Here is a 25,124-nt window from a genome sequence, read left to right as displayed (position 1 = left end):
GAATTTGAAACTCCGTGCCCGCACAGCATGTTTTAGACGGCGACGGCCGATTCTTCGAGGAAGTCCTGAGCGAAGCGTTGCAGCACGCCACCAGCCTCGTAGATCGACACCTCTTCGGCGGTGTCGAGACGACAGGTGACCGGCACCTCGACGCGCTCACCGTTCTTGCGATGGATCACCAGCGTCAGCTCGGCGCGCGGCGTACGCTCACCGATCACGTCGTAGGTTTCGCTGCCGTCGATGGCCAGGGTGTGACGGTTGGTGCCCGGTTTGAACTCCAGCGGCAACACGCCCATGCCCACCAGGTTGGTGCGGTGGATGCGCTCGAAACCTTCGGCGGCAATCGCTTCCACACCGGCCAGACGCACGCCTTTGGCCGCCCAGTCGCGGGACGAACCCTGACCGTAGTCGGCGCCGGCAATGATGATCAGCGGCTGCTTGCGCTCCATGTAGGTTTCGATGGCTTCCCACATGCGCATGACCTTGCCTTCCGGCTCGACGCGGGCCAGCGAACCCTGCTTGACCTTGCCGTTTTCCTGGACCATTTCATTGAACAGTTTCGGGTTGGCAAAGGTGGCGCGTTGCGCGGTCAGGTGGTCACCGCGGTGCGTGGCATAGGAGTTGAAGTCCTCTTCCGGCAAGCCCATTTTCGCCAGGTATTCGCCGGCGGCGCTGTCGAGCATGATCGCGTTCGACGGCGACAGGTGATCGGTGGTGATGTTGTCCGGCAGCACCGCCAGCGGGCGCATGCCCTTGAGCGGACGCGCACCGGCCAGCGCACCTTCCCAGTACGGCGGACGGCGGATGTAGGTGCTCATCTCGCGCCAGTCGTACAGCGGCGCGACTTTCGGGCCGGTGTCTTCGTGGATGGCGAACATCGGAATGTAGACCTGACGGAACTGCTCCGGCTTGACCGACGCTTTCACCACCGCATCGATTTCTTCATCGCTCGGCCAGATGTCTTTCAGGCGGATTTCCTTGCCGTTCGCATCCAGGCCCAGCACATCTTTTTCGATGTCGAAACGGATGGTACCGGCGATAGCGTACGCGACCACCAACGGCGGCGAAGCGAGGAACGCTTGCTTGGCGTACGGGTGAATCCGGCCATCGAAGTTGCGGTTGCCGGAGAGCACGGCCGTGGCGTACAGGTCGCGGTCGATGATCTCTTGCTGGATCACCGGATCGAGCGCGCCGGACATGCCGTTGCAAGTGGTGCAAGCGAAAGCCACGACGCCGAAACCGAGTTGTTCCAGTTCGTCAGTCAGGCCCGCCTCATCGAGGTACAACGCCACGGTTTTCGAGCCCGGTGCCAGGGACGATTTGACCCATGGCTTACGGGTCAACCCGAGCTTGTTGGCGTTGCGCGCCAGCAGGCCGGCAGCGATCACGTTGCGCGGGTTGCTGGTGTTGGTGCAGCTGGTGATGGCGGCGATGATCACCGCGCCGTCCGGCATCTGGCCGGGCACATCGTCCCACTGGCCGGAGATGCCTTGCGCGGCCAGATCGGAGGTGGCGACGCGGGCGTGCGGGTTGCTCGGGCCGGCCATGTTGCGCACCACCGAGGACAGGTTGAAGGTCAAGCCGCGCTCATATTGCGCGCCCTTCAGGCTGTCGGCCCACAGGCCCGTGGTCTTGGCGTAGTTCTCGACCAACTGCACCTGCTCGTCTTCGCGGCCGGTGAGTTTCAGGTAGTCGATGGTCTGCTGGTCGATGTAGAACATCGCCGCCGTGGCGCCGTATTCAGGGGCCATGTTGGAGATGGTTGCACGGTCGCCGAGGGTCAGCGCGGAAGCGCCTTCGCCGAAGAATTCCAGCCATGCGCCGACGACTTTTTGCTTGCGCAGGAACTCGGTCAGCGCCAGCACCATGTCGGTGGCGGTGATGCCTGGTTGCAGCTTGCCGGTCAGTTCGACGCCGACGCTTTCCGGCAGGCGCATCCACGATGCGCGGCCGAGCATGACGCTTTCCGCTTCGAGGCCACCGACGCCGATGGCGATCACGCCCAGCGCATCGACGTGCGGGGTGTGGCTGTCGGTGCCGACGCAGGTGTCAGGGAACGCCACGCCGTCACGCACCTGAATCACCGGCGACATTTTCTCCAGGTTGATCTGGTGCATGATCCCGTTGCCCGGCGGGATCACATCAACGTTCTTGAAGGCCTTTTTGGTCCAGTTGATGAAGTGGAAACGGTCTTCGTTGCGACGGTCTTCGATGGCGCGGTTTTTCTCGAACGCCTGTGGATCGAAGCCACCGCGCTCGACGGCCAGCGAGTGATCGACGATCAGTTGCGTCGGCACCACCGGGTTCACTTGCGCCGGGTCGCCACCTTGCAAAGCGATGGCGTCACGCAGGCCGGCGAGGTCGACCAATGCGGTCTGGCCAAGGATGTCGTGGCACACCACACGGGCCGGGAACCATGGGAAATCGAGGTCGCGTTTGCGCTCGATGAATTGCTTCAGGGATTCGGTGAGCGTGGCCGGGTCGCAGCGACGCACCAGGTTTTCCGCCAGCACGCGGGAGGTGTACGGCAGAGTGTCGTAGGCGCCGGGCTGGATGGCTTCGACTGCCGCACGGACGTCGAAATAATCCAGATGGCTGCCGGGCAGCGGTTTACGGAATTCAGTGTTCATCGTCAGGACTCGGTCACGGTAATAACAAAAGGCGGGGCGGCACCAGAATTTGATTGGAAAACCGCCCCCCCTGTAGGAGCGAAGCTTGCTCGCGAAAGCGGTGTATCAGTCGACATTGATTTGGAATGTCAGACCGCCTTCGCGAGCAAGCTTCGCTCCTACAAGGTTCACGGCTCGGTGCCCGCCCCCACCATTCAGCGTTGTTCGATTGGCACGAACTTGCGCTGTTCGACGCCGGTGTATTCGGCGCTCGGGCGGATGATGCGGTTGTTGGCACGCTGTTCGAACACATGCGCCGCCCAGCCGGTCAGGCGCGAGCAGACGAAAATCGGCGTGAACAACTTGGTCGGGATGCCCATGAAGTGGTACGTCGACGCATGGTAGAAGTCGGCATTGGGGAACAGTTTTTTCTGCTCCCACATGGTCTTGTCGATGGCTTCGGAAACCGGGAACAAGACGGTGTCACCCACCTCTTCAGCGAGCTTCTTCGACCAACCCTTGATCACCTCGTTGCGCGGATCGTTGTCCTTATAGATCGCGTGGCCGAAGCCCATGATCTTGTCCTTGCGCTCAAGCATGCCGAGGGTGCCTTTGATCGCCTCTTCCGGCGATTTGAAGCGCTCGATCATTTCCATCGCCGCTTCGTTGGCGCCGCCGTGCAGCGGACCGCGCAGGGAGCCGATGGCGGCGGTGATGCATGAGAACAGGTCGGACAAAGTCGATGCACACACCCGTGCGGTGAAGGTCGAGGCGTTGAATTCGTGTTCCGCGTAGAGGATCAGCGAAACGTTCATCACTTTGACGTGCAGCTCGCTCGGTTTCTTGTCGTGCAGCAGGTGCAGGAAGTGGCCGCCGATGGAGGGCTCGTCGCTCACGCAACTGATGCGTTTGCCGTCGTGGCTGAAGCGATACCAGTAGCACATGATCGCTGGGAACGCGGCCAGCAGGCGGTCGGTTTTGTCATGCTGCTCGGAGAAGTCTTTCTCTGGCTCGATGTTGCCCAGGAACGAGCAACCGGTGCGCATCACGTCCATCGGGTGGGCGTCGGCGGGGATGCGTTCCAGCACTTCTTTCAGCGCTTGCGGCAGGTCGCGCAGCTTGCCGAGTTTGCTTACGTAAGCGGCGAGTTGCGCCTGGGTCGGCAGTTCGCCGTACAGCAGCAGGTAGGCCACTTCTTCGAATTGGGCGTCAGCCGCCAGTTCGCGAACGTCGTAGCCGCGATAGGTCAGGCCTGCGCCCGACTGGCCCACGGTGGACAGTGCGGTTTGCCCGGCAACCTGGCCACGGAGCCCGGCGCCACTGAGTACTTTTGCTTCGGCCATTGCTGTCTCCAGTTTTTGAACTTATTAGGGAAACTTGTGGGAGCGAAGCTTGCTCGCGAAAGCGGTGTCTCAGACGACATTGATTTTGAATGTCAGTCCGTCTTCGCGAGCAAGCTTCGCTCCTACAGGGCTTTCATTACTTTTTAGCAGCGAACAACGCATCGAGCTTCTGCTCGAACGTGTGGTAGTCGATGCGATCGTAAAGCTCCATGCGCGTCTGCATGGTGTCGATCACGTTCTGTTGCGTACCGTCGCGGCGGATCGCGGTGTAGACGTTTTCTGCGGCCTTGTTCATGGCGCGGAACGCGGACAATGGGTATAGCACCAGCGACACATCGGCACCGGCCAACTGCTCGGTGGTGTACAGCGGCGTCGCGCCGAACTCGGTGATGTTGGCCAGGATCGGCGCTTTCACACGGCTGGCGAACAGCTTGTACATCTCCAGTTCGGTGATGGCTTCCGGGAAGATCATGTCGGCGCCGGCCTCGATGCACGCCGCAGCGCGATCCAGTGCGGATTCCAGGCCTTCAACAGCCAGGGCGTCGGTGCGAGCCATGATCACGAAGCTGTCATCGGTGCGCGCATCAACAGCGGCCTTGATGCGGTCGACCATTTCCTGCTGCGAGACGATTTCTTTATTAGGGCGGTGACCGCAGCGCTTGGCGCCAACCTGGTCTTCGATGTGAATCGCCGCCGCGCCGAACTTGATCATCGACTTCACGGTACGGGCGACGTTGAACGCCGAGGAACCGAAACCGGTGTCCACGTCCACCAGCAGCGGCAGGTCGCAGACATCGGTGATGCGGCGCACGTCGGTCAGCACGTCGTCCAGGCCGGTGATGCCCAGGTCCGGCACGCCGAGGGAGCCGGCAGCGACGCCGCCGCCCGACAGGTAAATAGCCTTGAAACCGGCGCGCTTGGCCAGCAACGCGTGGTTGGCGTTGATCGCGCCGACCACTTGCAGCGGATGTTCGCTGGCGACCGCATCGCGGAAACGCTGGCCTGGAGTGCTCTTGTTGGAACTCATGACTCACCTCGTTCAGTGGCTGTCGGGTTAGCGCCGTCCTGGTAGTGACGGGCGATATTGCGTTTGGAGGCGCCGATGTGACGGCGCATCAACAACTCGGCCAGTTCACCGTCACGGTCGGCGATGGCATCGAGAATCCGGTGGTGCTCGGCAAAGGCCTGGCGCGGGCGATTGGGCGTGGTGGAAAACTGGATGCGGTACATGCGCACCAGTTGATAAAGCTCGCCGCAGAGCATCTGCGTCAGGGTGCGGTTGCCGCTGCCCTGGATGATTCGGTAGTGGAAGTCGAAATCGCCTTCCTGCTGGTAGTAGCCGACACCGGCCTGAAACGCGGCGTCGCGCTCGTGGGTTTCGAGGACCCGGCGCAGTTCGTCGATTTCTTCGACCGTCATGCGTTCGGCGGCCAGGCGACAGGCCATGCCTTCGAGGGATTCGCGGATTTCGTAGAGTTCCAGCAGCTCGGCGTGGCTCAGGGAGACCACTCGTGCGCCGACGTGCGGCACGCGAACCAGCAAGCGCTGGCCTTCCAGGCGGTGGATCGCTTCGCGCAGCGGGCCGCGGCTGATGCCGTAGGTGCGCGCCAGTTCCGGTTCGGAGATCTTGCTGCCCGGGGCGATCTCGCCTTTGACGATGGCCGCCTGAATGCGCCGGAAAACGTTCTCGGAAAGTGTTTCCGAATCGTCTTGGGCTATGACTGGGGGATCGAGTTGATCCAGCATATTGTCGACACCTTGAAAGCTGATGCGGCAAAAACTAGCGAATAGTGGGATAATAGTCAAAGGATAAATAGGTATTGTCGACAATCGTCTAATAACCTATCTGCTTTTTGTAGGAGCGAAGCTTGCTCGCGAAGGCCTTGTGTCAGGCGGTCGGTTTTTTGAGGGTGTACATATCCGTTGTTGTGGTAACGGCAGCTATTGGTTCCGCTCTTACAGCGGGTTACTTGGAAAAGCGCCAAGTAACCAAGCGCTCTTGCCCCTTTCGTTCGGTGCCTCGCTAATGCTCGCCATACCCTCGCTCCGGTCCTGCTCCGTGGGCCCGCCGCCATCGGCCATCCATGGCCGGGGGCGGCTAACCCGGCATCCATGCCGGGTTGCCCACTACGCAGAACCTCCACTCGGCCTCTCGAGGGGGCGCTTAGATCAAAAGCTGAAGGCGAGCTAACGCTCGACCTGATGAGTGGTGAAAATCAAAAGCGCACGCAGATCCCTGTAGGAGCCGGCTTGCTGGCGATGCGGTGGGTCATTCGACACATTTATTGACCGGGCGGACGCCATCGCCAGCAAGCCGGCTCCTACAGGGGTTCGGTGTACATATCCGGAATGAGGGAACGCGTACACCAAAGAGCCAGGTCGGCTTTCAGGCCGCCTCGGCGGCTGTGGCGGTAGTCGCCCCCTCGAGAGGCCGAGCGTAGGTTCTGCGCAGTGGGCAACCCGGCATGGATGCCGGGTTAGCCGCCCCCGGCCATGGATGGCCGATGGCGGCGGGCCCACGGAGCAGGACCGGAGCGAGGGGACCCTGAGCCTAAGCGAAGGGCCGAACGAAAGGGGCAAAAGCGCTTGGTTACTTGGCGCTCTTCCAAGTGACTCGCCGTAAGGGCGAAACCAATCCCCGTCATCACCCAAATAACGGATATCCCCCCCATCACCCAAACACCAAACCCAAGAGCCCAGCGCTGGCGCCATAAAACCACCGTGCTAGAATGCCGCCCGCATTTGTTTGTGACATCTGCACGAACTGTCACAAATAGTTGATAGGCATACGAGGGAGCTTGCGCAGCGATGCCAGGGCCTTGAATCGAAACACGGACCGCTGCGCACCAGGATTTATGAGACTCAAGCCCTTCCCCACCTTCCTTTATCTGCTTTGCCTGCCCGGTGTCGCCGCGGCGGGGGAAAAAACCGTGTACGGCCTCAACGAGTACGCCTCGCTGGACGGCATCAATCTGGAAGTCGCGGCCAAACTCGACACCGGGGCGAAAACCGCCTCCCTGAGTGCCCGCGACATCAAACGCTTCAAACGCAATGGCGAGTCCTGGGTGCGCTTCTATCTGGCGATCGACGCAGCGCACTCGCACCCGATCGAACGACCACTGGCCCGCGTCAGCAAGATCAAGCGCCGTGCCGGCGACTACGATCCGGAAGAAGGCAAGAAGTACACCGCCCGTCCGGTGATCGAGCTGGATATCTGCATGGGCTCGGCGTTACGCAGTATCGAAGTGAACCTTACCGACCGCAGCGCTTTCCAATACCCGCTCCTGATCGGCTCCGAAGCGCTCAAGCGCTTTGATGCGCTGGTCGACCCCAGTCTTAAATACGCTGCTGGCAAACCCGCCTGCGCCACCGACGCTCATACCGCAGAGTAATTCCAATGCGCTCTCTTACCCTCCATCTGAAAATGCTGATCGCCATCCTGGTGGTGCTGGGCATTTCAGTTACGGCCTATCAGATCTTCGTGCTCGGCATTCCCGTGACCGAAGACGCCACCGACGACTTGTGGAACATCGACGCCAAGGTCGAGTTCGTCGCCAGTGCCAAAGACCCGGTCAAAATCCAGATGTTCGTGCCACCGCTGAGCCGTGATTTCGTCAGCCTCAACGAAAGTTTCATCTCCAATAATTATGGCGTGGCCGTGAACCGTATCGACGGCAACCGCAAGGTGACCTGGTCGGCACGCCGGGCCAAAGGCAACCAGACCCTTTATTACCGCCTGGTGCTGACCAAGCGCTACACCGGGGAAAAATCCAAGGTCAAAGGCCCGACTTTCCGCGACAGCATCGCCGTCGAAGGCGCGGAAAAAGTTGCCGCTGAAGCCTTGCTCGCGCCGATCCGCCAGCACTCGGCTGACGTCGAAACCTTCATCGGCGAAGCGATCAAGCGGGTCAACAATGTCAACGACGACAACGTGAAACTGTTGCTGGGCGGCGATCCGTCCAGCGGGCACAAGGCCAAAATCGTTGAACTGGTCCTGTCCATCGCCCACGTGCCGGTGGAAAAGGTCCACACCATCCGCCTCGTGGCCGACCAGCCGCAAACCCCGGAACTCTGGCTGCGCAGCTTCAACGGCACCGACTGGCTGTACTTCAACCCGGAAACCGGCGAGCAAGGCCTGCCGACCGACCGCCTGTTGTGGTGGACCGGTGACGAAAACCTGATCACCGTCGATGGCGGCAAGAAGGCCACCGTCACCTTCAGCATGAACAACAGCGAAATGAACGCCATTCGCCTGGCCAAGCTGACCGACGAAAACACCGACGCCAATTTCCTCGAATACTCGCTGTACGGCCTGCCGCTGCAAACCCAGCAGACTTTCATGATCATGGTGATGATCCCGATCGGCGTGCTGGTGATCCTGATCCTGCGCAACCTGATCGGCCTGCAGACCCTCGGTACCTTTACCCCGGTGCTGATCGCCCTCGCCTTCCGCGAAACCCAGCTCGGATTCGGCATCGTCCTGTTCACCATCATCACGGCGCTGGGGCTGTCGCTGCGCTCCTACCTTGAACACCTGAAGCTGCAAATGCTGCCGAGGTTGTCGGTGGTGCTGACGTTTGTGGTGGTGCTGATCGCGGCGATCAGCCTGTTCAGTCACAAGCTGGGCCTGGAACGCGGGTTGTCCGTGGCGCTGTTCCCGATGGTGATTCTGACCATGACCATCGAACGCCTGTCGATCACCTGGGAAGAACGCGGCTCCGGGCATGCGATGAAAGTGGCCATCGGCACGTTGTTCGCCGCGTCCCTGGCGCACCTGATCATGAGCGTGCCGGAGCTGGTTTACTTCGTGTTCACCTTCCCGGCGATCCTGCTGATCCTGGTGGGCTTCATGCTGGCTATGGGCCGTTATCGCGGCTATCGCCTGACCGAACTGGTGCGTTTCAAGGCTTTCCTGAAGAAGGCTGACGCCTGATGTTCGGCTTCTGGAAGACCTGGAAAGCCCTGGAAGCCCGGGGCATCATGGGGATCAATCGGCGCAACGCGGACTACGTGCTCAAGTACAACAAGCGCAGCCTGTACCCGATTGTCGATGACAAGATCATCACCAAGGAGCGCGCCATCGCCGCCGGCATTCATGTGCCGGAACTGTATGGCGTGATTTCCACCGAGAAGGAAATCGACAACCTCGACGAAATCATCGGCGGGCGCAGCGATTTCGTGATCAAACCGGCCCAGGGCGCCGGTGGCGACGGCATCATTGTCATTGCCGACCGCTTCGAGGGGCGTTATCGCACGGTGTCCGGCAAGATCATCAGCCATGAGGAAATCGAGCACCACGTCTCCAGCATCCTCACCGGCCTGTATTCGCTGGGCGGCCACCGTGACCGTGCACTGATCGAATACCGCGTGATCCCCGACCAGATCTTCAAAAGCATCAGCTACGAAGGCGTGCCGGACATTCGCATCATCGTGTTGATGGGCTATCCGGTCATGGCGATGTTGCGCTTGCCGACGCGCCAGTCCGGCGGCAAGGCCAACCTTCACCAGGGCGCCATCGGCGTCGGCGTCGACCTCGCCACCGGCCTGACCCTGCGCGGCACCTGGCTGAACAACATCATCGCCAAGCACCCGGATACCACCAACGCGGTGGACGGTGTGCAACTGCCCTACTGGGACGGCTTCATGAAACTCGCGGCCGGCTGTTACGAGCTGTGCGGACTGGGTTACATCGGGGTCGACATGGTGCTGGACCAGGAGAAAGGCCCGCTGATTCTTGAGCTGAATGCCCGGCCGGGGTTGAACATCCAGATCGCCAACGATTGCGGCCTGACGTTGCGCACCCATGCTGTCGAGGCGCGGCTGGAAGAGTTGAAAGCACGCGGGATTACCGAGACCGTCGAGGAACGCATGGCGTTTGTGCAGGAAATGTTCGGGCATATTCCTGCGGTTGAGGGTTGATCCGGGACCGAGTCGCGCCCTTTCGCGGGCAAGTCGGATCGCCGCACCGCTCGCTCCTACAGGTTTTGCGCTACCCCTGTAGGAGCGAGGCTTGCCCGCGAAGACTTACTCACAGTCACCAAATCATTCAACCCCGCCCCCCCCAATCTGCCAATCCCCGACATCCCCTCTAGGAGCAATTCCCCGAGGGGACTACAATCGCCACCCCCGCCTCGATGGCTGATCTGCCCCGCCCATGCTGACCTGTTCCGTACATCCGCTGCCCTATCGCGCCAACCCCGCCGAGTACTTCGCGGCGATCCGTCATGCCCCCGGCGCCGTGCTGCTCGACAGTGGCCGGCCAACGGCTGATCGCGGGCGTTATGACCTCCTCAGTGCCTGGCCACTGGAACAACTGGCGGTAATGCCTGACGAAAGCGGTGGCGATTTCCTGCAACGCCTTCGCGACAATCTGACACGACTCGGTAAGGCGACGCTGGCGCCTGACCTGCCCTTCGCCGGTGGCCTGATCGGCTACCTGAGCTACGATTTCGGCCGCCACCTGGAAAACCTGCCGAGCCAGGCACAGGACGATCTGCAATTGCCGGATGCGCGTTTCGGGCTCTACGACTGGGCTCTGATCAGCGATCACCAACGGATGACCAGTCAGCTGGTGTTCCACCCGTCGCTGATCGACAGCGAACGTCAACGCCTGATCACGCTGTTCAGTCATCCCGTGGCTGAAACGATCGAATCGTTCAAGCTCAAGGCACCGATGAGCGCCGACCTGAGCGCTGATGACTATCGCCAGGCGATAGAACGTATTCAGCAATACATTCAGGCCGGTGACTGCTACCAGGTCAACTTTGCCCAGCGCTTCCGCGCCGAGTGCCAAGGTGATCCGTGGGCCGCGTACTGCGCGTTGCGCGCGGCGTGCCCGACGCCATTCTCCGGTTTCCAGCGCCTGCCCGACGGTGGCGCAGTACTGAGCCTGTCGCCGGAGCGCTTCGTCAAAGTCAGCGACCGCCACGTGGAGACCCGTCCGATCAAGGGCACTCGCCCTCGTGGTCAGAACGCAGCCGAAGATGCGGCGAACGCCGCCGAACTCCTGGCCAGCCCCAAGGATCGCGCAGAAAACCTGATGATCGTCGACCTGCTGCGCAATGACCTTGGCCGTACGTGCCGCATTGGCTCGGTGCGGGTGCCGGAGTTGTTCAGTCTCGAAAGCTATCCGAATGTGCATCACTTGGTGAGCAGCGTGACCGGCGAACTGGCGGATGACCGGGATGCGCTGGACCTGATCGCTGGCAGCTTCCCCGGCGGTTCGATTACCGGGGCGCCGAAGATTCGCGCGATGCAGATCATTGATGAACTGGAGCCGACCCGACGCGGTTTGTACTGCGGCTCGTTGCTGTATCTGGATGTACGCGGCGAGATGGACAGTTCAATCGCGATTCGCAGCTTGCTGGTCAAGGATGGACAGGTGTGTTGCTGGGGCGGTGGCGGGATCGTTGCGGATTCGCAGTGGCAGGCCGAGTATCAGGAGTCGATCACCAAGGTGAAGGTGTTGCTCGATACCCTGCAAAACCTTTGAAAGCTTCGCGGGCAAGCCTCGCTCCTACAGGTGATCACCGCCCTCTGTAGGAGCGAGGCTTGCCCGCGAAGGCGTCCTAGAAAACGCCTACAAACTCAACGCCCGATTCGAAGCCTTGATGAACTCCTGCTTCAAATCCTCAAACGTATGCACCGCCGGGAATTGCGGGAACTCGCGAATCACGTTATCCGGCGCATGGAACAGAATCCCCGCATCCGCCTCGCCCAGCATCGTGGTGTCGTTGTAGGAATCCCCCGCCGCAATCACCCGATAGTAAAGACTCTTGAACGCCAGAACCGACTGACGCTTCGGATCTTTCTGACGCAACTGATAGCTCGTCACCCGCCCGGCATCGTCGGTAATCAGACGATGGCAGAGCAAGGTCGGGAAACCCAGTTGACGCATCAGCGGTTGGGAGAACTCGTAGAACGTGTCCGACAGAATCACCACTTGAAAGCGCTCACGCAGCCAGTTGACGAACTCGATGGCGCCGTCCAGCGGCTTCAACGTGGCGATCACTTCCTGGATGTCGGTGAGTTTCAGGCCATGCTCATCGAGAATCCGCAGGCGCTGCTTCATCAGCACGTCGTAGTCGGGAATATCCCGAGTGGTGGCCCTGAGGGATTCGATTCCGGTTTTTTCGGCGAAGGCGATCCAGATTTCCGGGACCAGCACACCTTCAAGATCCAGACAGGCAATTTCCACAAGACACTCCCATTTGTATTGATTATTGAGTCGAGCGAGCAAAAGGACTGCCGAACTCTAGCGACTCGGACTGACCTGCGCAACGCAGAGGGCGCGCCAGTGGTTGCAGGATTTTGTTACCATCAAGGCCATATAGAGCGCCCAGCGCCACCGACCTGTAGGAAGCCGCCCTGATGAGCCCATCGTTCGATGTCGTGGAACTCGCCACGACCTATGCCAACAAATCCGCCCAGGACATCCTGAAACTCGCGTTTGCCGAGTTCGGCGATGACCTGTGGATATCTTTCAGCGGCGCCGAAGACGTGGTGCTGGTAGACATGGCCTGGAAGCTGAACAAGAACGTCAAAGTGTTCAGCCTCGACACCGGCCGCCTGCACCCCGAGACCTACCGCTTCATCGATCAAGTGCGCGAGCACTACAAGATCGACATCGAACTGGTGTCGCCGGACTACACGAAACTCGAACCGTTCGTGAAGGAAAAAGGCCTGTTCAGTTTCTACAAGGACGGCCATGGCGAGTGCTGCGGTATCCGCAAGATCGAGCCGCTGCGCCGCAAGCTCTCGGGCGTGACCGCCTGGGCCACCGGCCAGCGTCGGGACCAGAGCCCCGGCACCCGCAGCGCCGTCGCGGTGCTGGAAATCGACACCGCCTTCTCCACCCCGGAACGCAACCTGTACAAATTCAATCCGCTGGCGCAAATGACCAGCGAAGAGATCTGGGGCTACATCCGCATGCTCGAGTTGCCGTACAACAGCCTGCATGAACGCGGCTTCATCAGCATCGGCTGCGAACCGTGCACCCGCCCGGTGCTGCCGAACCAGCACGAGCGTGAAGGTCGCTGGTGGTGGGAAGAGGCGACGCAGAAAGAATGCGGGTTGCATGCGGGGAATATCATCAGCAAGTCAAAAGCCTGATCCCATACAGCAAGCCCCCCCCCTGTAGGAGCCAGCTTGCTGGCGATAGCGGTGTGTCAGTCACAGCTGCATTGACTGAAAGATCGCAATCGCCAGCAAGCTGGCTCCTACAGGTTTCGTGACCGGCCCAGCAAATGTGTACACACGAATGTCACCATAGGTGCCATTTATGTGTGCACTTTTCGTTTCTGCGCCCTGAAAAGTTACATTCATCCCGCCTGACACCCCCTCGTTCACACCTCCGCGAATCCCGCCGAAAAATAAATACCTGTTCAACCGGTCAATTTATATCGTCTTTATTTCAGTCACTTACCAATTACAGATAACAAAACGAAATTACCGGTGAATTTTATAGATCGCTGACTGGCATGGATCTGGCTTAAGTGCATACATGTTTTGTATACAATCAATTCAAAACATACACACACTTTAGATCCGCAAGCCTGAAGCGCCCTATCCCGTACAGGCTGCAGATGCCCCGTAACCAATGATGCTTGTTGTCCGCGACGAAGATTTGTCGAGCCCACGCTCATGCACAGTCATCGCGACGCCAAGCTCGGAGCCTGCCGGAATGCGTACTAGCCTCTCCAATAACAACATCGCGCTGGATCTGCCCTCCTCTTCCCCCGTTCAAACGTTTCAAGACCCCGTGGTGCTCAGCCCGCGCCTGCACAACAAAGACCTGGCACCGACCAAGGCCGAAGGCCGGCGCTGGGGCCGTTACAGCATTTTTGCCCTGTGGACCAACGACGTTCACAACATCGCCAACTACTCCTTCGCCATCGGACTGTATGCGTTAGGTCTGGGCGGCTGGCAGATTCTGCTGTCGCTCGGGATCGGCGCGGCGCTGGTGTATTGCTTCATGAACCTCTCCGGCTACATGGGCCAGAAAACCGGTGTGCCGTTTCCGGTCATCAGCCGGATCAGTTTCGGTATCCATGGGGCGCAAATTCCTGCATTGATCCGCGCCGTAATCGCCATCGCCTGGTTCGGCATTCAGACGTACCTCGCCTCGGTGGTGTTTCGCGTGCTGCTGACGGCGGTGCATCCGGGATTCGCCGACTACGACCACAACTCGATCCTCGGTCTGTCGAGCCTGGGCTGGGTGTGTTTCGTCGCGATCTGGCAGGTACAACTGGCGATTCTTGCCTACGGGATGGAGATGGTGCGGCGCTATGAAGCGTTCGCCGGCCCGGTGATTCTGCTGACCGTCGCCGCCCTGGCCGCCTGGATGTACACCCAGGCCAACGCGACCATCGCGTGGTCGATCCGTGAGCCGCTCACTGGCGGCGAGATGTGGCGCAACATTTTTGCCGGTGGCGCGTTGTGGCTGGCGATCTACGGCACGCTGATCCTCAACTTCTGCGACTTCGCCCGCTCTTCGCCGTGCCGCAAGACGATCAAGGTCGGAAATTTCTGGGGTCTGCCAGTGAACATTCTGGTGTTCGCCGGCATCACCGTCCTGCTCTGCGGTGCGCAATTTCAGATCAATGGCCGGATCATCGAAAGCCCGACGGAAATCATCGCGTCGATTCCCAATACCTTCTTCCTGGTCCTCGGTTGCCTGGCCTTCCTGATCGTCACCGTGGCGGTGAACATCATGGCCAACTTCGTCGCCCCGGCCTTCGTGCTGAGCAACCTGGCACCGAAATACCTGACCTTCCGCCGTGCCGGGCTGATCAGCGCGACCATCGCCGTGCTGATCCTGCCGTGGAACCTCTACAACAGCCCGTTGGTGATCGTGTATTTCCTGTCCGGCCTCGGCGCCCTGCTCGGCCCGTTGTACGGGGTGATCATGGTCGACTACTGGCTTGTACGAAAAGGTCAGATCAACGTGCCGCAGTTGTACAGCGAAGACCCCGACGGCGCTTATTACTACAGCCGAGGCGTCAATTTACGTGCGGTCGCGGCGTTCATTCCTGCAGCACTGATCGCCATCGTCCTGGCGCTGGTGCCGGGTTTCCACCTCGTATCGCCGTTCTCCTGGCTGATCGGTGCCGGGATCGCCGGGATGCTCTACCTGATCATCGCCAAGCGGCAGCCGCACTACGCAGATGTCAGCGGCGAAGCCATCGCGGTCGATAACGTCAGCCATTAACCCCATGACGGCCCGGCACCGTCGGGCCGCAGAACCACCCCGCTATAAGGACTTTCCATGCGAATTCTTGTGGTCAACGTCAACACCACCGAATCCATAACCCAGGCCATCGCCCGTTCGGCTCAAGCCGTGGCCGCGCCTGGCACCGAAATCATCGGCCTGACACCGCACTTCGGCGCCGACTCCATCGAAGGCAATTTCGAAAGCTACCTGGCTGCCATCGCCGTGATGGATCGAGTGATGTCCTACGATCAACCCTTCGATGCGGTGATTCAGGCCGGTTACGGCGAGCACGGTCGCGAAGGGTTGCAGGAACTGCTCAACGTACCGGTGGTGGACATCACCGACGCTGCCGCCAGCACGGCGATGTTCCTCGGTCATGCCTATTCGGTGGTCACTACGCTGGACCGTACCGTGCCGTTGATCGAGGATCGGCTGAAACTTTCAGGGTTGTGGGACCGTTGCGCATCCGTGCGGGCCAGTGGCCTGGCGGTGCTGGAACTGGAATCCGATCCGCAACGGGCGCTTGAGGCGATTGTTCGTCAGGCGGAATTGGCAGTACTGGAAGACAAGGCCGAGGTGATTTGCCTCGGTTGCGGCGGGATGGCCGGGCTGGACGAGCAGATTCGTCAGCGCACCGGGGTGCCGGTCGTAGATGGCGTGACGGCGGCGGTGACGATTGCCGAGTCGCTGGTGCGATTGGGGTTGTCGACGTCGAAGGTAAGGACGTATGCGACGCCTCGGCCGAAACACATTATTGGCTGGCCTGGGCGGTTTGGGCGGTAGACCGCGTTATCGTTCATCGCGGGCAAGCCTCGCTCCTACAGAATACGTGTGATCCCTGTAGGAGCGAGGCTTGCCCGCGAAAGGGCCGACTCGGTCTCAATCCTGGCTCAAACCGCACTAAACCGCGATGCCAACCCCTGCTCCGCAAACTGCTCAATAATGAAATCCACAAACGCCCGCGTCTTGCCCGGCAACAATTTGTGCTCAGCGTAGTAAATGGAAATGTTGCCATCGTCGACAAACCAGTCCGGCAATACCCGCTGCAACGTCCCGGCTTCCAGATAACCCGAAGCAAACGGCATGCTCACCAACGCGATCCCCAACCCCTGAGCCGCCGTCGCACACGCCGCTTCGGAATCGCTCATGGTCATCCGCGCCTTTAGCGTCAAAGGGCTGTGTTGCTGGGTGCGGCTGGTCAATTGCCAGGACCGCACTCGCCCCGTCTGCGGCGACCGAATCAGAATCCCGTCGTGATGCTTGAGATCATCCGGTTCAACGACCACTTCGCGCCCCGCCAGATATTCGGCTGACGCCACCAACACCCGATGCGCCGGTGTCAGCTTGCGCGCGACCACGCCCTGCGGCAGCTCGAATCCACCGCCAATCGCGGCATCGAACCCTTGTGCAATCAGATCGACCTGGCGGTTATCAAAATGCCAGTCCGGATTGATTGCCGGAAACCGCCTCAGAAACTCGCCCAGCAACGGCACCACATACAACCGCCCGAACACCGTGCCCATGCTGACTTTCAGCGTTCCCGCCGGACCTCCTTCGGCGCTCGCGAGATTGGCCACGGCATTCTGGATCGTGTGCAGGCTGGAACTGACTTCGCCGAGAAACAGATGACCGGCCTCGGTCAGCGTCAGGCTACGGGTGCTGCGCTGAAACAGCCGCACACCGAGCCGGGCCTCAAGTTTTGCCACACTCTTGCCCACCGCCGCCGGGGTCAGGCTCAGGCGTCGCGCGGCCTCGGCAAAGCTGCCGACTTCGGCGCTGCGCACGAAGCATTCGATACTGCTGAAGGTTTCCATAAGCGCCACTATAAACTTTTGGTTTACACAGACTATCGTAATTACCGTCTACACAGCCTGTAATCCTGAATCAATACTAGGCTCCATCAACCGCGGCATCTCGCCACGGCGACTTTGGAGATCGACATGACTACTCAGAACCTCAGCGGCAAAGTGGCTTTGATTCAAGGCGGGTCCCGCGGCATCGGCGCTGCCATCGTCAAACGCCTGGCCGCTGAAGGCGCGACGGTTGCCTTCACCTACGTAAGCTCCACGGCCAAGGCCGAAGAACTGCAGAACAGCCTCACCGCCAACGGCGGCAAAGCACTGGCCATCAAGGCTGACAGTGCCGACGCCGAGGCGATTCGCGATGCGGTGAGCGCCACCGTCAAAGCCTTCGGTCGCCTGGACATCCTGGTCAACAACGCTGGCGTGCTGGCCGTTGCCCCACTGGAAGATTTCAAACTCGAAGACTTCGACCAGACGTTGGCGATCAACGTACGCAGCGTCTTCATCGCCACCCAGGCCGCCGCGAAACACATGACCGAAGGCGGTCGCATCATCAACATCGGCAGCACCAACGCCGACCGCATGCCCTTCGCCGGCGGTGGCCCGTACGCGATGAGCAAAGCGGCACTGGTCGGCCTGACCAAAGGCCTGGCACGCGACCTTGGGCCACGGGGCATCACCATCAATAACGTGCAACCGGGCCCGGTCGACACCGACATGAACCCGGCCAGCGGCGACTTCGCCGAAAGCCTGATCCCGCTGATGGCTGTGGGTCGTTATGGTAAAGCTGAAGAAATCGCCAGCTTCGTCGCTTATCTTGCAGGCCCGGAAGCCGGGTACATCACCGGTGCCAGCCTGACCATCGACGGTGGTTTCGGCGCCTGATTCGGGAAGGTTAAACGCAAAATAAACTGTGGGAGCGAGCCTGCTCGCGATAGCGGTTTGTCAGCCTACATTGATGTCGACTGAAAAACCGCTATCGCGAGCAGGCTCGCTCCCACATGGGTCTGTGTCATTGCACCAATCGTGTTAAGACCACTCAAGCGCCGGCAAACCGCACGCACTCGGCTTGAACGCTTTCAACGTACGAAGAATGCCATCGGCATGTGCGTATTTTTCATCGGCCATTGCAGCATCGGGAATCGCAATCGCCGTCATCCCCGCCGCTTTCGCCGCAGTCACGCCGAACGGCGAATCTTCGAACACCAGGCAATCCCCGGGCGCCACGCCCAGGCGGCGTGCTGCGGTGAGGAAGATGTCCGGCGCCGGTTTGGCCGCACCGACTTCCGGGTCATCGGCTGTCACGACGAAGTCGAACAGCGCAAACCAGTCACGGTGCAAAGTGGTTTTCTGGCCGAACGACAGACGCGACGAACTGGTGCCCACCGCGATCGGAATGTTGTTGGCCTTCAAGTGCCGCACCAGCTCCTCGGCACCGGGCATCGCCAGCGCGGTGGGAAAACGCTCGCGCATCAGCGGCTCGCGGATCACCAGGAACTCCTCGGCGGTAATCGGCAGGTCCAGCGCTTCAACCACATAACGCGCCAGATCACCCGCACCACGGCCGATGATGTTCTGTTTGACGCTCCAGTCGAAAGTCCGGCCATATCGCTCGGCGATCATCGACGTGACTTCGGTGTAAATGCCCTCGGTGTCCAGCAGCAAGCCGTCCATGTCGAAAATCACGGCTTTGATCGGGCCGAACTCTTTCAGCGGTGCATTCATCGCATCTGATCCGTTTTTAATGACACCCCGGTCGGCTCAGGCACGGCTGATTCCGGGATTTGATTAAAGGGTTCAGCAGCATAGCGAGCGCGGCCGGCAGAGAGCAACGGGCAATCTCCCGACGGTGACAAAACCTTCGCCGAATCGCTGAGCATGATTTAGCGATTCGCCCTACACCAAACACCTCCTTTCCCGACTTCTTTCCTCGTTGATCCCCCGCAAAGTCTCGCGACCCCAATTTATCCGCGCGAGGGACTGCGAATGTTCAACCCTGACAAGGTCCTGGCCTTGAACAACGCCATCGGCCTGTTGGTGGTGGCAGCCATGAACCCCGAGCACCCGGACGTTGAAGCTCTGCTCGGCGATTTTCGCCTGTGCCTCAACGACTACGAGGCCTGGGCGGAAAGCTTCTGGACAGGATGGGCGCTGGAGGTCGAGCAAGTGTTCAAGGTCGGCAACGACGTTCGTTTGAGCACACCGAGGAATTCCTCCGCCCCCGTCAGCTCGACGATCGCCACATGCCCGGCCAGCGGTCCGTTGACCCTCGTGCATATGTTCGACGCGGCTCGCTTTGTGCCCATTGGTGATACGCCGGTGATGCTCGAACCGATCATTGAAGAGAGCAACGGCGAGATGACTTTTGGCGAACCGGTGCATCACACCATCGGCCCAAGCGGCATCCTCGAAATCCCTGAGTGTTGGCGCGGTCATCGTTACCGCATCACATTCTTTCCCAATGTTTCCACCGCTCATGTCCAGGCGCTTCATGCCTCCTATCAAAGCGTGATCGATGAGCTTGAAGGCTGGTTGCGCAACGAGTGGACGAGTGAATTCCAGCCTTTATGGGCGGGGTTTTCCGAGGCCGGTTTCCCTGAACGCTACGGCATGCTGCAACGGGCCGACTGGCGCGGATTCGAGAAGTCGCTGCACGGTTTGTGGGATGACGTAAAGCAGATCTACGCCCTGATCGCGGACCTGCAGGCCAACAGTGAAAAGCTTCTTGAATACCTGACCGAGGTTGAACTCGAGACACTGCTGAACGCTTCGGCCGAAGCCATCGCCAATGTGATGCTGGTGTTGAGTGATGAGCCGCTGATGTTCATTCATCTCGCGGCTTTCACCAGTTGGCTGCGGATGTTGCCGCCGCAGTACATCGCCGAAGTGGTCGCGGAAATTCGTACAGAAATACTCATCGCTTTCCTGCTGGTGCGCCTCACAGGTCCTACAGGCCTGAAACTCGGCATCAGCGCCAAGGTGCTGGGCAAGATCAAGTCCGAGCGAGCCCGACAATGGCTGGCCGCCGCAAGCTTGCGCTTGGCTGAGCTTGCGAACAGATCTGATCTGACCAGCCACGCCGGCGCCCTCAAACCACTGATGATCAATGCGCGGAACGTGCCGCTCAAACCCGTGCCGGCGACTCCGTTGCACATCACCACCGGTGAATCACCGATTGTGCGGGTGAACAACCCGGTCGCCCTTGCCCGCGACAAGTCCGAAGCCAAGACCCGCCTGAGCCGCCAGGAACACCGCGACGACGCCCCTGCTCCCGCGCAAAACCCAAACGGCGACAACATCGATTCAGCGGATAGAACCACAACCAACGGCTGCCCGGTATCGATGGTCACCGGCGAAGAACTGCTGACCCTGATCGATGGTTCGCTGGATGGTCGGTTGCCGTTCGAGTTCATCCGCGTGTATCGCACCAGTGCTGTCGGGATCGACTGCGGGCTCGGATTTGGCTGGAGTCATGCCCTTGCACATCGGCTGGAAATCGACGGCGAACAGGTTAGCTGGATCGACCACGAAAACCGTCGCACGACCTTCCCTTTACCCAAGGTTGAACGCCCGAGCATTCATAACAGCCTGTCGCGGGCGGCGATTTTCCTGGGGGATGAGCCGGAGGAACTGATCCTCGCAATGGCAGGCGAAGCGACGCGTTTTTACCACTTCCGTACAGGTCGACTGACAGCCATCAGCGATGCCTATGGCAACCGTCTGACAGTGCAACGGGACAACGCCGACAGAATCATGCGCCTCGACAACGGTGCCGGACGCTCGCTGCGATTGCGCTACGACCGCCGACACCTCGCCGCCGTCGAGTATCAGCGCTTTCATCCCGCCGACACCCTGGAAGATGCCTGGCGCACTGAACAGACATTGGTGACCTACCGCTACGACGCCTGTCATCGCTTGATCGAAGCGACCAACGCCGCCGGCGAAAGCGAACGTTACGACTATGACGACCAGCACGTCATCCTGCAGCGGCAATTGGCTGGTGGCGCGAGCTTCTTCTGGGAGTGGGAAAGGTCCGGCAAGTCTGCGCGATGCGTCCGACATTGAGCGTCGTTTTCGCAGATGGACACGCGCTATGCCTGGGATGACAACGGCGGCGTGCAGGTTAAAAACGTTGATGGCAGCGAAGCGTTTTACCAGCACGACGACCGGGCACGCCTGGTGCGGAGAGTCGAACCCGACGGGGCGGAACACCTCAATGTCTATGACAGCCAGGGGCGGCTGATTGCCGAAAAGAATCCGCTCGGGGCAATTACCCGCTACCGCTATGACGATGTCGGACGGCTGATTGCCCTGATTCCACCCGAAGGTGAGCCAACGTCCTACGAATACCGCAATGGTTTCCTGCATGCGCGGTATCGCGGCAACGCCGTGTGGAAGTATCAGCGCAATGCTCAGGGTGAGGTCATCGAGGCGACCGACCCCGAGGGGCATGTCACCCACTACCACCACGACGAAAAAGGCCAGCTGCTGTCGATCCGCTTTCCGGACAACAGTCGGCATGTCTTCGTCCGGAATGCCTTGGGTCAACTGATCGAAGAGACCTTGCCGGGTGGCGGTCAGCGGCGCTTTTCCTACGATGCGTTGGGCCGGCAGGTTACCCGACAGGACGAACACGGTGCCGTCACTCGCTACTCATGGGATGCCGTTGGACGACTGATTCAGACGACGCTTCCTACAGGTGCCAGTCGCGCCTTCAGCTACAACGCCTACGGCAAGGTCACCGCCGAACGGGATGAACTGGGGCGCACCACGCGCTTTGAATATGCCGATGATCTGCATCTGGTCAGCCGTCGGATCAATCCCGATGGCACACAACTGCTTTATCGGTACGACAACGCACGGTTGTTACTGACCGAAATCGAGAATGAGTCCGGCGGGAAATATCTGCTGGATTACACGCTCAATGGATTGATCCGACAGGAAACCGGATTCGATGGCCAACGCATCGCGTATGCCTACGACCTCAATGGACAGTTGCTGAAAAAAACCGAATTCGGCGACGACGGCTCGCAATGGGTCACGGCTTATCAACGGGATTCGACGGGACGGCTACTGGTCAAGACGCTGCCCGACGGTGTCAATGTCGAATACCGATACGACAGCCTTGGCCGACTGGTCAGCGTCGATGACGGTCACGATCACCCGCTGGAGTTCGAATACGACAAGCAGGGTCGGCTAGTCACCGAACACCAAGGCTGGGGCACGCTGCGATATGGCTACGATGCCTGTGGCCAGCTCAACCACTTGCGCCTGCCCGACAACAGCAAACTCGATTACCACCATGCCAAGGGTGGCGCGCTGACGGCCATTGACCTCAATGGCGCCCGACTGACCGCTCACACCTTTTTCGCCGGCCGCGAACAGAACCGTCAACAAGGCCTGCTGCTCAGCGATTATCAGTATGACAATCAAGGTCGACTGAACGCCCACGCTGTCCGCCAAAACCTGCAACCGCTGTATCGCCGCGACTATGCCTACAGCGCCAACGGCAACCTCGACCACATTGCCGACACGCGGCACGGTCAGCGCAGCTACCTCTACGATTCGCTCGATCGCCTGATCCGCGTCCGCCACTCCCGAGATCACCAACCGGAAAACTTCGCCCACGACCCGACCGGCAACCTGCTGATGCAGGACCGCCCCGGTCCGGCCATGCTCAAAGGCAATCGCCTGCTGATGCAAGGCGACCGCCACTACGATTACGACGCCTTCGGCAACCTGATCCGCGAATGCCGCGGCACTGCACAAAAACTGATCACCGAGTACCGTTACGACTGCCAGCATCGCCTGATCGGCATCACCCTGCCCAACGGCAGCCAGGCAACCTACCGCTACGATGCCTTCGGCCGCCGCATCAGCAAAAACGTCGATGGCAACACCACCGAGTTTTTTTGGCAGGGCGACAACCTCGTCGCCGAAAGCAGTCGCGAGCACTACCGCAGCTACATCTACGAACCCGGCAGCTTTCGCCCGCTGGCCATGCTCGACGGCAAAGGCCCGCGCAACGCCTGCCCGTTTTACTACCAACTCGACCACCTCGGCACACCGCAAGAACTCACCGATTACAGCGGCGAAATCGTCTGGTCCGCCCAATACACCGCCTACGGCCGCCTCACCCGCCTCAACCGCGACACCCACCAGATCCTCGACCAGCCGTTGCGGTTTCAGGGCCAGTACTTCGACCCGGAAACAGGCTTGCACTACAACCGGCATCGGTATTACCAGCCGGATGTGGGACGGTATCTGACGCCGGACCCGGTCGGATTGGCCGGTGGCCTGAACGGGTATCGGTACGTGTTGAGCCCCACGGGGTGGGTTGATCCGTTGGGGTTGAGTGATTGTCCGGGGATGGGTGGGTGCGGGTCGGCTGAGGGGGTTGAGGATCCGGCGGATAAGGTCGCGGCTATTATTAGTGAACCCGATCTACCCACTGTGGCCTATGGGGTCGCCCCAAAAAACTTGAACAGAACGCACGCCATTTCAGGTAAAGGCTCGACTAAAAAAGTAGAAAATCTGGCAAAAGATATGCGCGACAGTGGTTTTGACGCTACATACCCTATCGATGTAGCTGAACATGACGGGAAACTTTATATACTTGACGGGCATCATCGCGTCTCTGCCGCAAGGCAGACATCAACTGACGTAATAATAAAGCTAGTGAAAGACATCAAGGGTCACAGGGGCTACCTCAACAACATTGATGAAGTCTTAGAGTCAGCCAACAACGTAGGACACGACAGACTGGAGCCTCGTAGACGATGAGTGAAAGAAACCTGGATTTAGAACAATTGATTTTTGATTTTCTTGCCAAAGTAGAAAAAGCTACTGCTTTGCTGGAAGAAAAATTTGGCACGCGCTGCATTCTTGGGTTATGGCGAACCAGTAAAATCGAGCGATGCGGAACAATTGTTGGAGACATCACATACGAGCTGCACGGAGTTGGCTGTGCGATTTGTCTGCCTGAGGCATGCGTAGATTTTGATTACGGGACAGATGGGAGAATAGATGGCTTCGATGTCTGGCGTCTTTACTTGTTTGCTTGCGAGCTGCCTCAACAATATAAAAAGTACACAGACAAAAATGTTTTGAAGGCTGACTTTCAATACTATATAGCAGCAGGATTTCTCGAAAAAATGTCAGGACCTACAGATTATTTATACATATTTAAAGGTCGCGATATTTGAGTTTGCCGTACTTGGCATACCTGACTAATGAATAGCCGCTCAAACGACAAGCGGCTATTCGGCAATACACTTATCAACTCGGCTCGCCCGAGCAATCATTCCCCTGCAATATCCGGATCGTCAGCGTCAGCCTCAACATCAGTGCGCCGCACGTCATCATCCGGCACCTGCTCCACACCCACCTCATCATCATCCGGTGGACGCTGGTCACGACTCAGAGAATCTGTAGGTGAAGGCAACGGATACTCAGGGGTGTCATCGACATCAGTATCTTTCGGGTCAGTGTTCATAAAGCACCTCTCAGGGGCATTGAAAACAACACCTGAAGTTTTGATGACACCGCCACGGAAACCGTTCGATCGAAGGGACAATCGGTTGAGCGGCAACGTTCCGGTGTCACGCTCGCAAAAATGAAAAACCCGGCACCAGGCCGGGTTTTGCTGTCACTGATCGTCGAATCAGTGGTGTTTGTTCTTGTGCTTATGCTTGTGTTTGTGCCCGTTGCCGGAATGAGAATCGCCGCTGTCAGTACCCAGGTTGTTGCCCAGCGCACCACCCGCTGCGCCGCCGAGACCTGCGCCAATGGTCGAACCGGTCTTGCCGCCAATGCTGTTACCAATCACCGAGCCGCCCGCCGAGCCCAAACCACCACCGATCGCTGCTTCAGTGCGACTGCCTTTAGGTGCACCAACAGCGCTACCCGCCGCGCCGCCTACACCTGCGCCAATCGCGGCACCGGTGCTGCCGCCCATTTGCTGACCTACCACGTTACCCAATGCACCGCCGATACCACCGCCAACAGCAGCGGTGCCATCACCGGCAGCCATCGCACCTTGAGCAACCAAAAGTCCCAGAAACAATGTGGACAATGTCAAACGCATGATATGAACCTCTAATTCCGCATCGGGAGAAAAGAATTCGCTGCGGATGGGCGGAGTCTAGCACCTGCCCCC

Annotated in this window: 17 protein-coding genes and 2 pseudogenes; 10 read left to right on the top strand and 9 right to left on the bottom strand. The window is 59.7% G+C overall.

Going from position 1 to position 25,124, the window contains the following annotated elements:
- Nucleotides 1–32: 32 nt before the first annotated feature.
- The 4 genes from acnD to IB245_RS01740 form a co-directional block, all read right to left on the bottom strand.
- Entirely contained in the window at nt 33–2,630 is a 2,598-nt protein-coding gene (gene acnD / locus IB245_RS01755; RefSeq protein ID WP_192226214.1) for a Fe/S-dependent 2-methylisocitrate dehydratase AcnD, read from the bottom strand.
- A 194-nt stretch (nt 2,631–2,824) separates the two neighbouring features.
- Entirely contained in the window at nt 2,825–3,952 is a 1,128-nt protein-coding gene (prpC, locus tag IB245_RS01750) for a 2-methylcitrate synthase (protein WP_008027431.1), read from the bottom strand.
- 136 nt (nt 3,953–4,088) lie between these two features.
- Entirely contained in the window at nt 4,089–4,979 is an 891-nt protein-coding gene (gene prpB / locus IB245_RS01745) for a methylisocitrate lyase (protein ID WP_008027432.1), read from the bottom strand.
- The gene (locus IB245_RS01740) at nt 4,976–5,695 is read right to left on the bottom strand and encodes a GntR family transcriptional regulator (RefSeq protein WP_177318157.1); all 720 of its coding nucleotides are present in this window, start codon (nt 5,693–5,695) and stop codon (nt 4,976–4,978) included. The genes prpB and IB245_RS01740 overlap by 4 nt, the downstream gene beginning before the upstream one ends.
- A 1,112-nt stretch (nt 5,696–6,807) precedes the next feature.
- Between IB245_RS01740 and IB245_RS01735 the strand changes: the two genes are divergently transcribed.
- The 4 genes from IB245_RS01735 (at nt 6,808) to pabB (ending at nt 11,444) form a co-directional block, all read left to right on the top strand.
- Nucleotides 6,808–7,344, top strand: a complete 537-nt coding sequence (locus IB245_RS01735; protein ID WP_008042313.1) for an ATP-dependent zinc protease — start codon at nt 6,808–6,810, stop codon at nt 7,342–7,344.
- Nucleotides 7,345–7,349: 5 nt separating this feature from the next.
- Nucleotides 7,350–8,885: an inactive transglutaminase family protein gene (locus IB245_RS01730; protein ID WP_008042311.1), complete on the top strand. Its 1,536-nt coding sequence runs from the start codon at nt 7,350–7,352 to the stop codon at nt 8,883–8,885.
- A complete protein-coding gene (locus tag IB245_RS01725) occupies nt 8,885–9,871 on the top strand; it encodes an alpha-L-glutamate ligase-like protein (RefSeq protein WP_008027343.1) in 987 nt (328 codons plus the stop codon). Before IB245_RS01730 ends, IB245_RS01725 begins: the two co-directional genes overlap by 1 nt.
- A 235-nt stretch (nt 9,872–10,106) precedes the next feature.
- Entirely contained in the window at nt 10,107–11,444 is a 1,338-nt protein-coding gene (pabB, locus tag IB245_RS01720; protein WP_192226212.1) for an aminodeoxychorismate synthase component I, read from the top strand.
- 87 nt (nt 11,445–11,531) lie between these two features.
- On the opposite strand, the gene thrH is transcribed toward pabB, so the two are convergent.
- Nucleotides 11,532–12,149, bottom strand: coding sequence for a bifunctional phosphoserine phosphatase/homoserine phosphotransferase ThrH (gene thrH / locus IB245_RS01715; protein ID WP_008027341.1), 618 nt, complete (start codon nt 12,147–12,149; stop codon nt 11,532–11,534).
- A 173-nt stretch (nt 12,150–12,322) separates the two neighbouring features.
- On the opposite strand from thrH, the gene IB245_RS01710 reads away from it, so the two are divergent.
- The 3 genes from IB245_RS01710 (at nt 12,323) to IB245_RS01700 (ending at nt 15,947) form a co-directional block, all read left to right on the top strand.
- Nucleotides 12,323–13,063, top strand: coding sequence for a phosphoadenylyl-sulfate reductase (locus IB245_RS01710; protein ID WP_192226210.1), 741 nt, complete (start codon nt 12,323–12,325; stop codon nt 13,061–13,063).
- Nucleotides 13,064–13,634: 571 nt separating this feature from the next.
- The gene (locus tag IB245_RS01705) at nt 13,635–15,161 is read left to right on the top strand and encodes an NCS1 family nucleobase:cation symporter-1 (protein WP_192226208.1); all 1,527 of its coding nucleotides are present in this window, start codon (nt 13,635–13,637) and stop codon (nt 15,159–15,161) included.
- Nucleotides 15,162–15,218: 57 nt separating this feature from the next.
- Nucleotides 15,219–15,947, top strand: a complete 729-nt coding sequence (locus IB245_RS01700) for an aspartate/glutamate racemase family protein (protein WP_008027338.1) — start codon at nt 15,219–15,221, stop codon at nt 15,945–15,947.
- A gap of 107 nt (nt 15,948–16,054) precedes the next feature.
- Here IB245_RS01700 and IB245_RS01695 read toward each other — a convergent pair whose 3' ends face one another.
- Nucleotides 16,055–16,978 (bottom strand): LysR family transcriptional regulator, encoded by a 924-nt coding sequence (locus IB245_RS01695; RefSeq protein ID WP_192226206.1) that lies wholly within the window; start codon nt 16,976–16,978, stop codon nt 16,055–16,057.
- 126 nt (nt 16,979–17,104) lie between these two features.
- Here IB245_RS01695 and IB245_RS01690 point away from each other — a divergent pair, with 126 nt between their 5' ends.
- Nucleotides 17,105–17,851, top strand: coding sequence for a 3-oxoacyl-ACP reductase family protein (locus tag IB245_RS01690; protein WP_008042294.1), 747 nt, complete (start codon nt 17,105–17,107; stop codon nt 17,849–17,851).
- Nucleotides 17,852–17,995: 144 nt separating this feature from the next.
- Here IB245_RS01690 and IB245_RS01685 read toward each other — a convergent pair whose 3' ends face one another.
- The gene (locus tag IB245_RS01685; protein WP_008042293.1) at nt 17,996–18,691 is read right to left on the bottom strand and encodes an HAD-IA family hydrolase; all 696 of its coding nucleotides are present in this window, start codon (nt 18,689–18,691) and stop codon (nt 17,996–17,998) included.
- 261 nt (nt 18,692–18,952) lie between these two features.
- Between IB245_RS01685 and IB245_RS01680 the strand changes: the two are divergent.
- Both IB245_RS01680 and IB245_RS01675 read left to right on the top strand, forming a co-directional pair.
- Nucleotides 18,953–23,749: pseudogene (locus tag IB245_RS01680) on the top strand (RHS repeat-associated core domain-containing protein).
- The gene (locus tag IB245_RS01675; protein ID WP_192226204.1) at nt 23,746–24,171 is read left to right on the top strand and encodes a DUF6896 domain-containing protein; all 426 of its coding nucleotides are present in this window, start codon (nt 23,746–23,748) and stop codon (nt 24,169–24,171) included. Before IB245_RS01680 ends, IB245_RS01675 begins: the two are co-directional and overlap by 4 nt.
- 73 nt (nt 24,172–24,244) lie before the next feature.
- Here the strand turns inward: IB245_RS01675 and IB245_RS01670 are convergent.
- Nucleotides 24,245–24,461: pseudogene (locus IB245_RS01670) on the bottom strand (hypothetical protein).
- A 168-nt stretch (nt 24,462–24,629) separates the two neighbouring features.
- Nucleotides 24,630–25,052, bottom strand: a complete 423-nt coding sequence (locus tag IB245_RS01665; RefSeq protein WP_008027332.1) for a glycine zipper domain-containing protein — start codon at nt 25,050–25,052, stop codon at nt 24,630–24,632.
- Nucleotides 25,053–25,124: the final 72 nt, after the last annotated feature.

The organism is Pseudomonas sp. PDM02 (genome assembly GCF_014852285.1).
Taxonomy (GTDB): domain Bacteria; phylum Pseudomonadota; class Gammaproteobacteria; order Pseudomonadales; family Pseudomonadaceae; genus Aquipseudomonas; species Aquipseudomonas migulae.
Note: the sequence above shows the minus strand (reverse complement) of the source record. Positions and strands in the feature narration are given on the sequence as shown.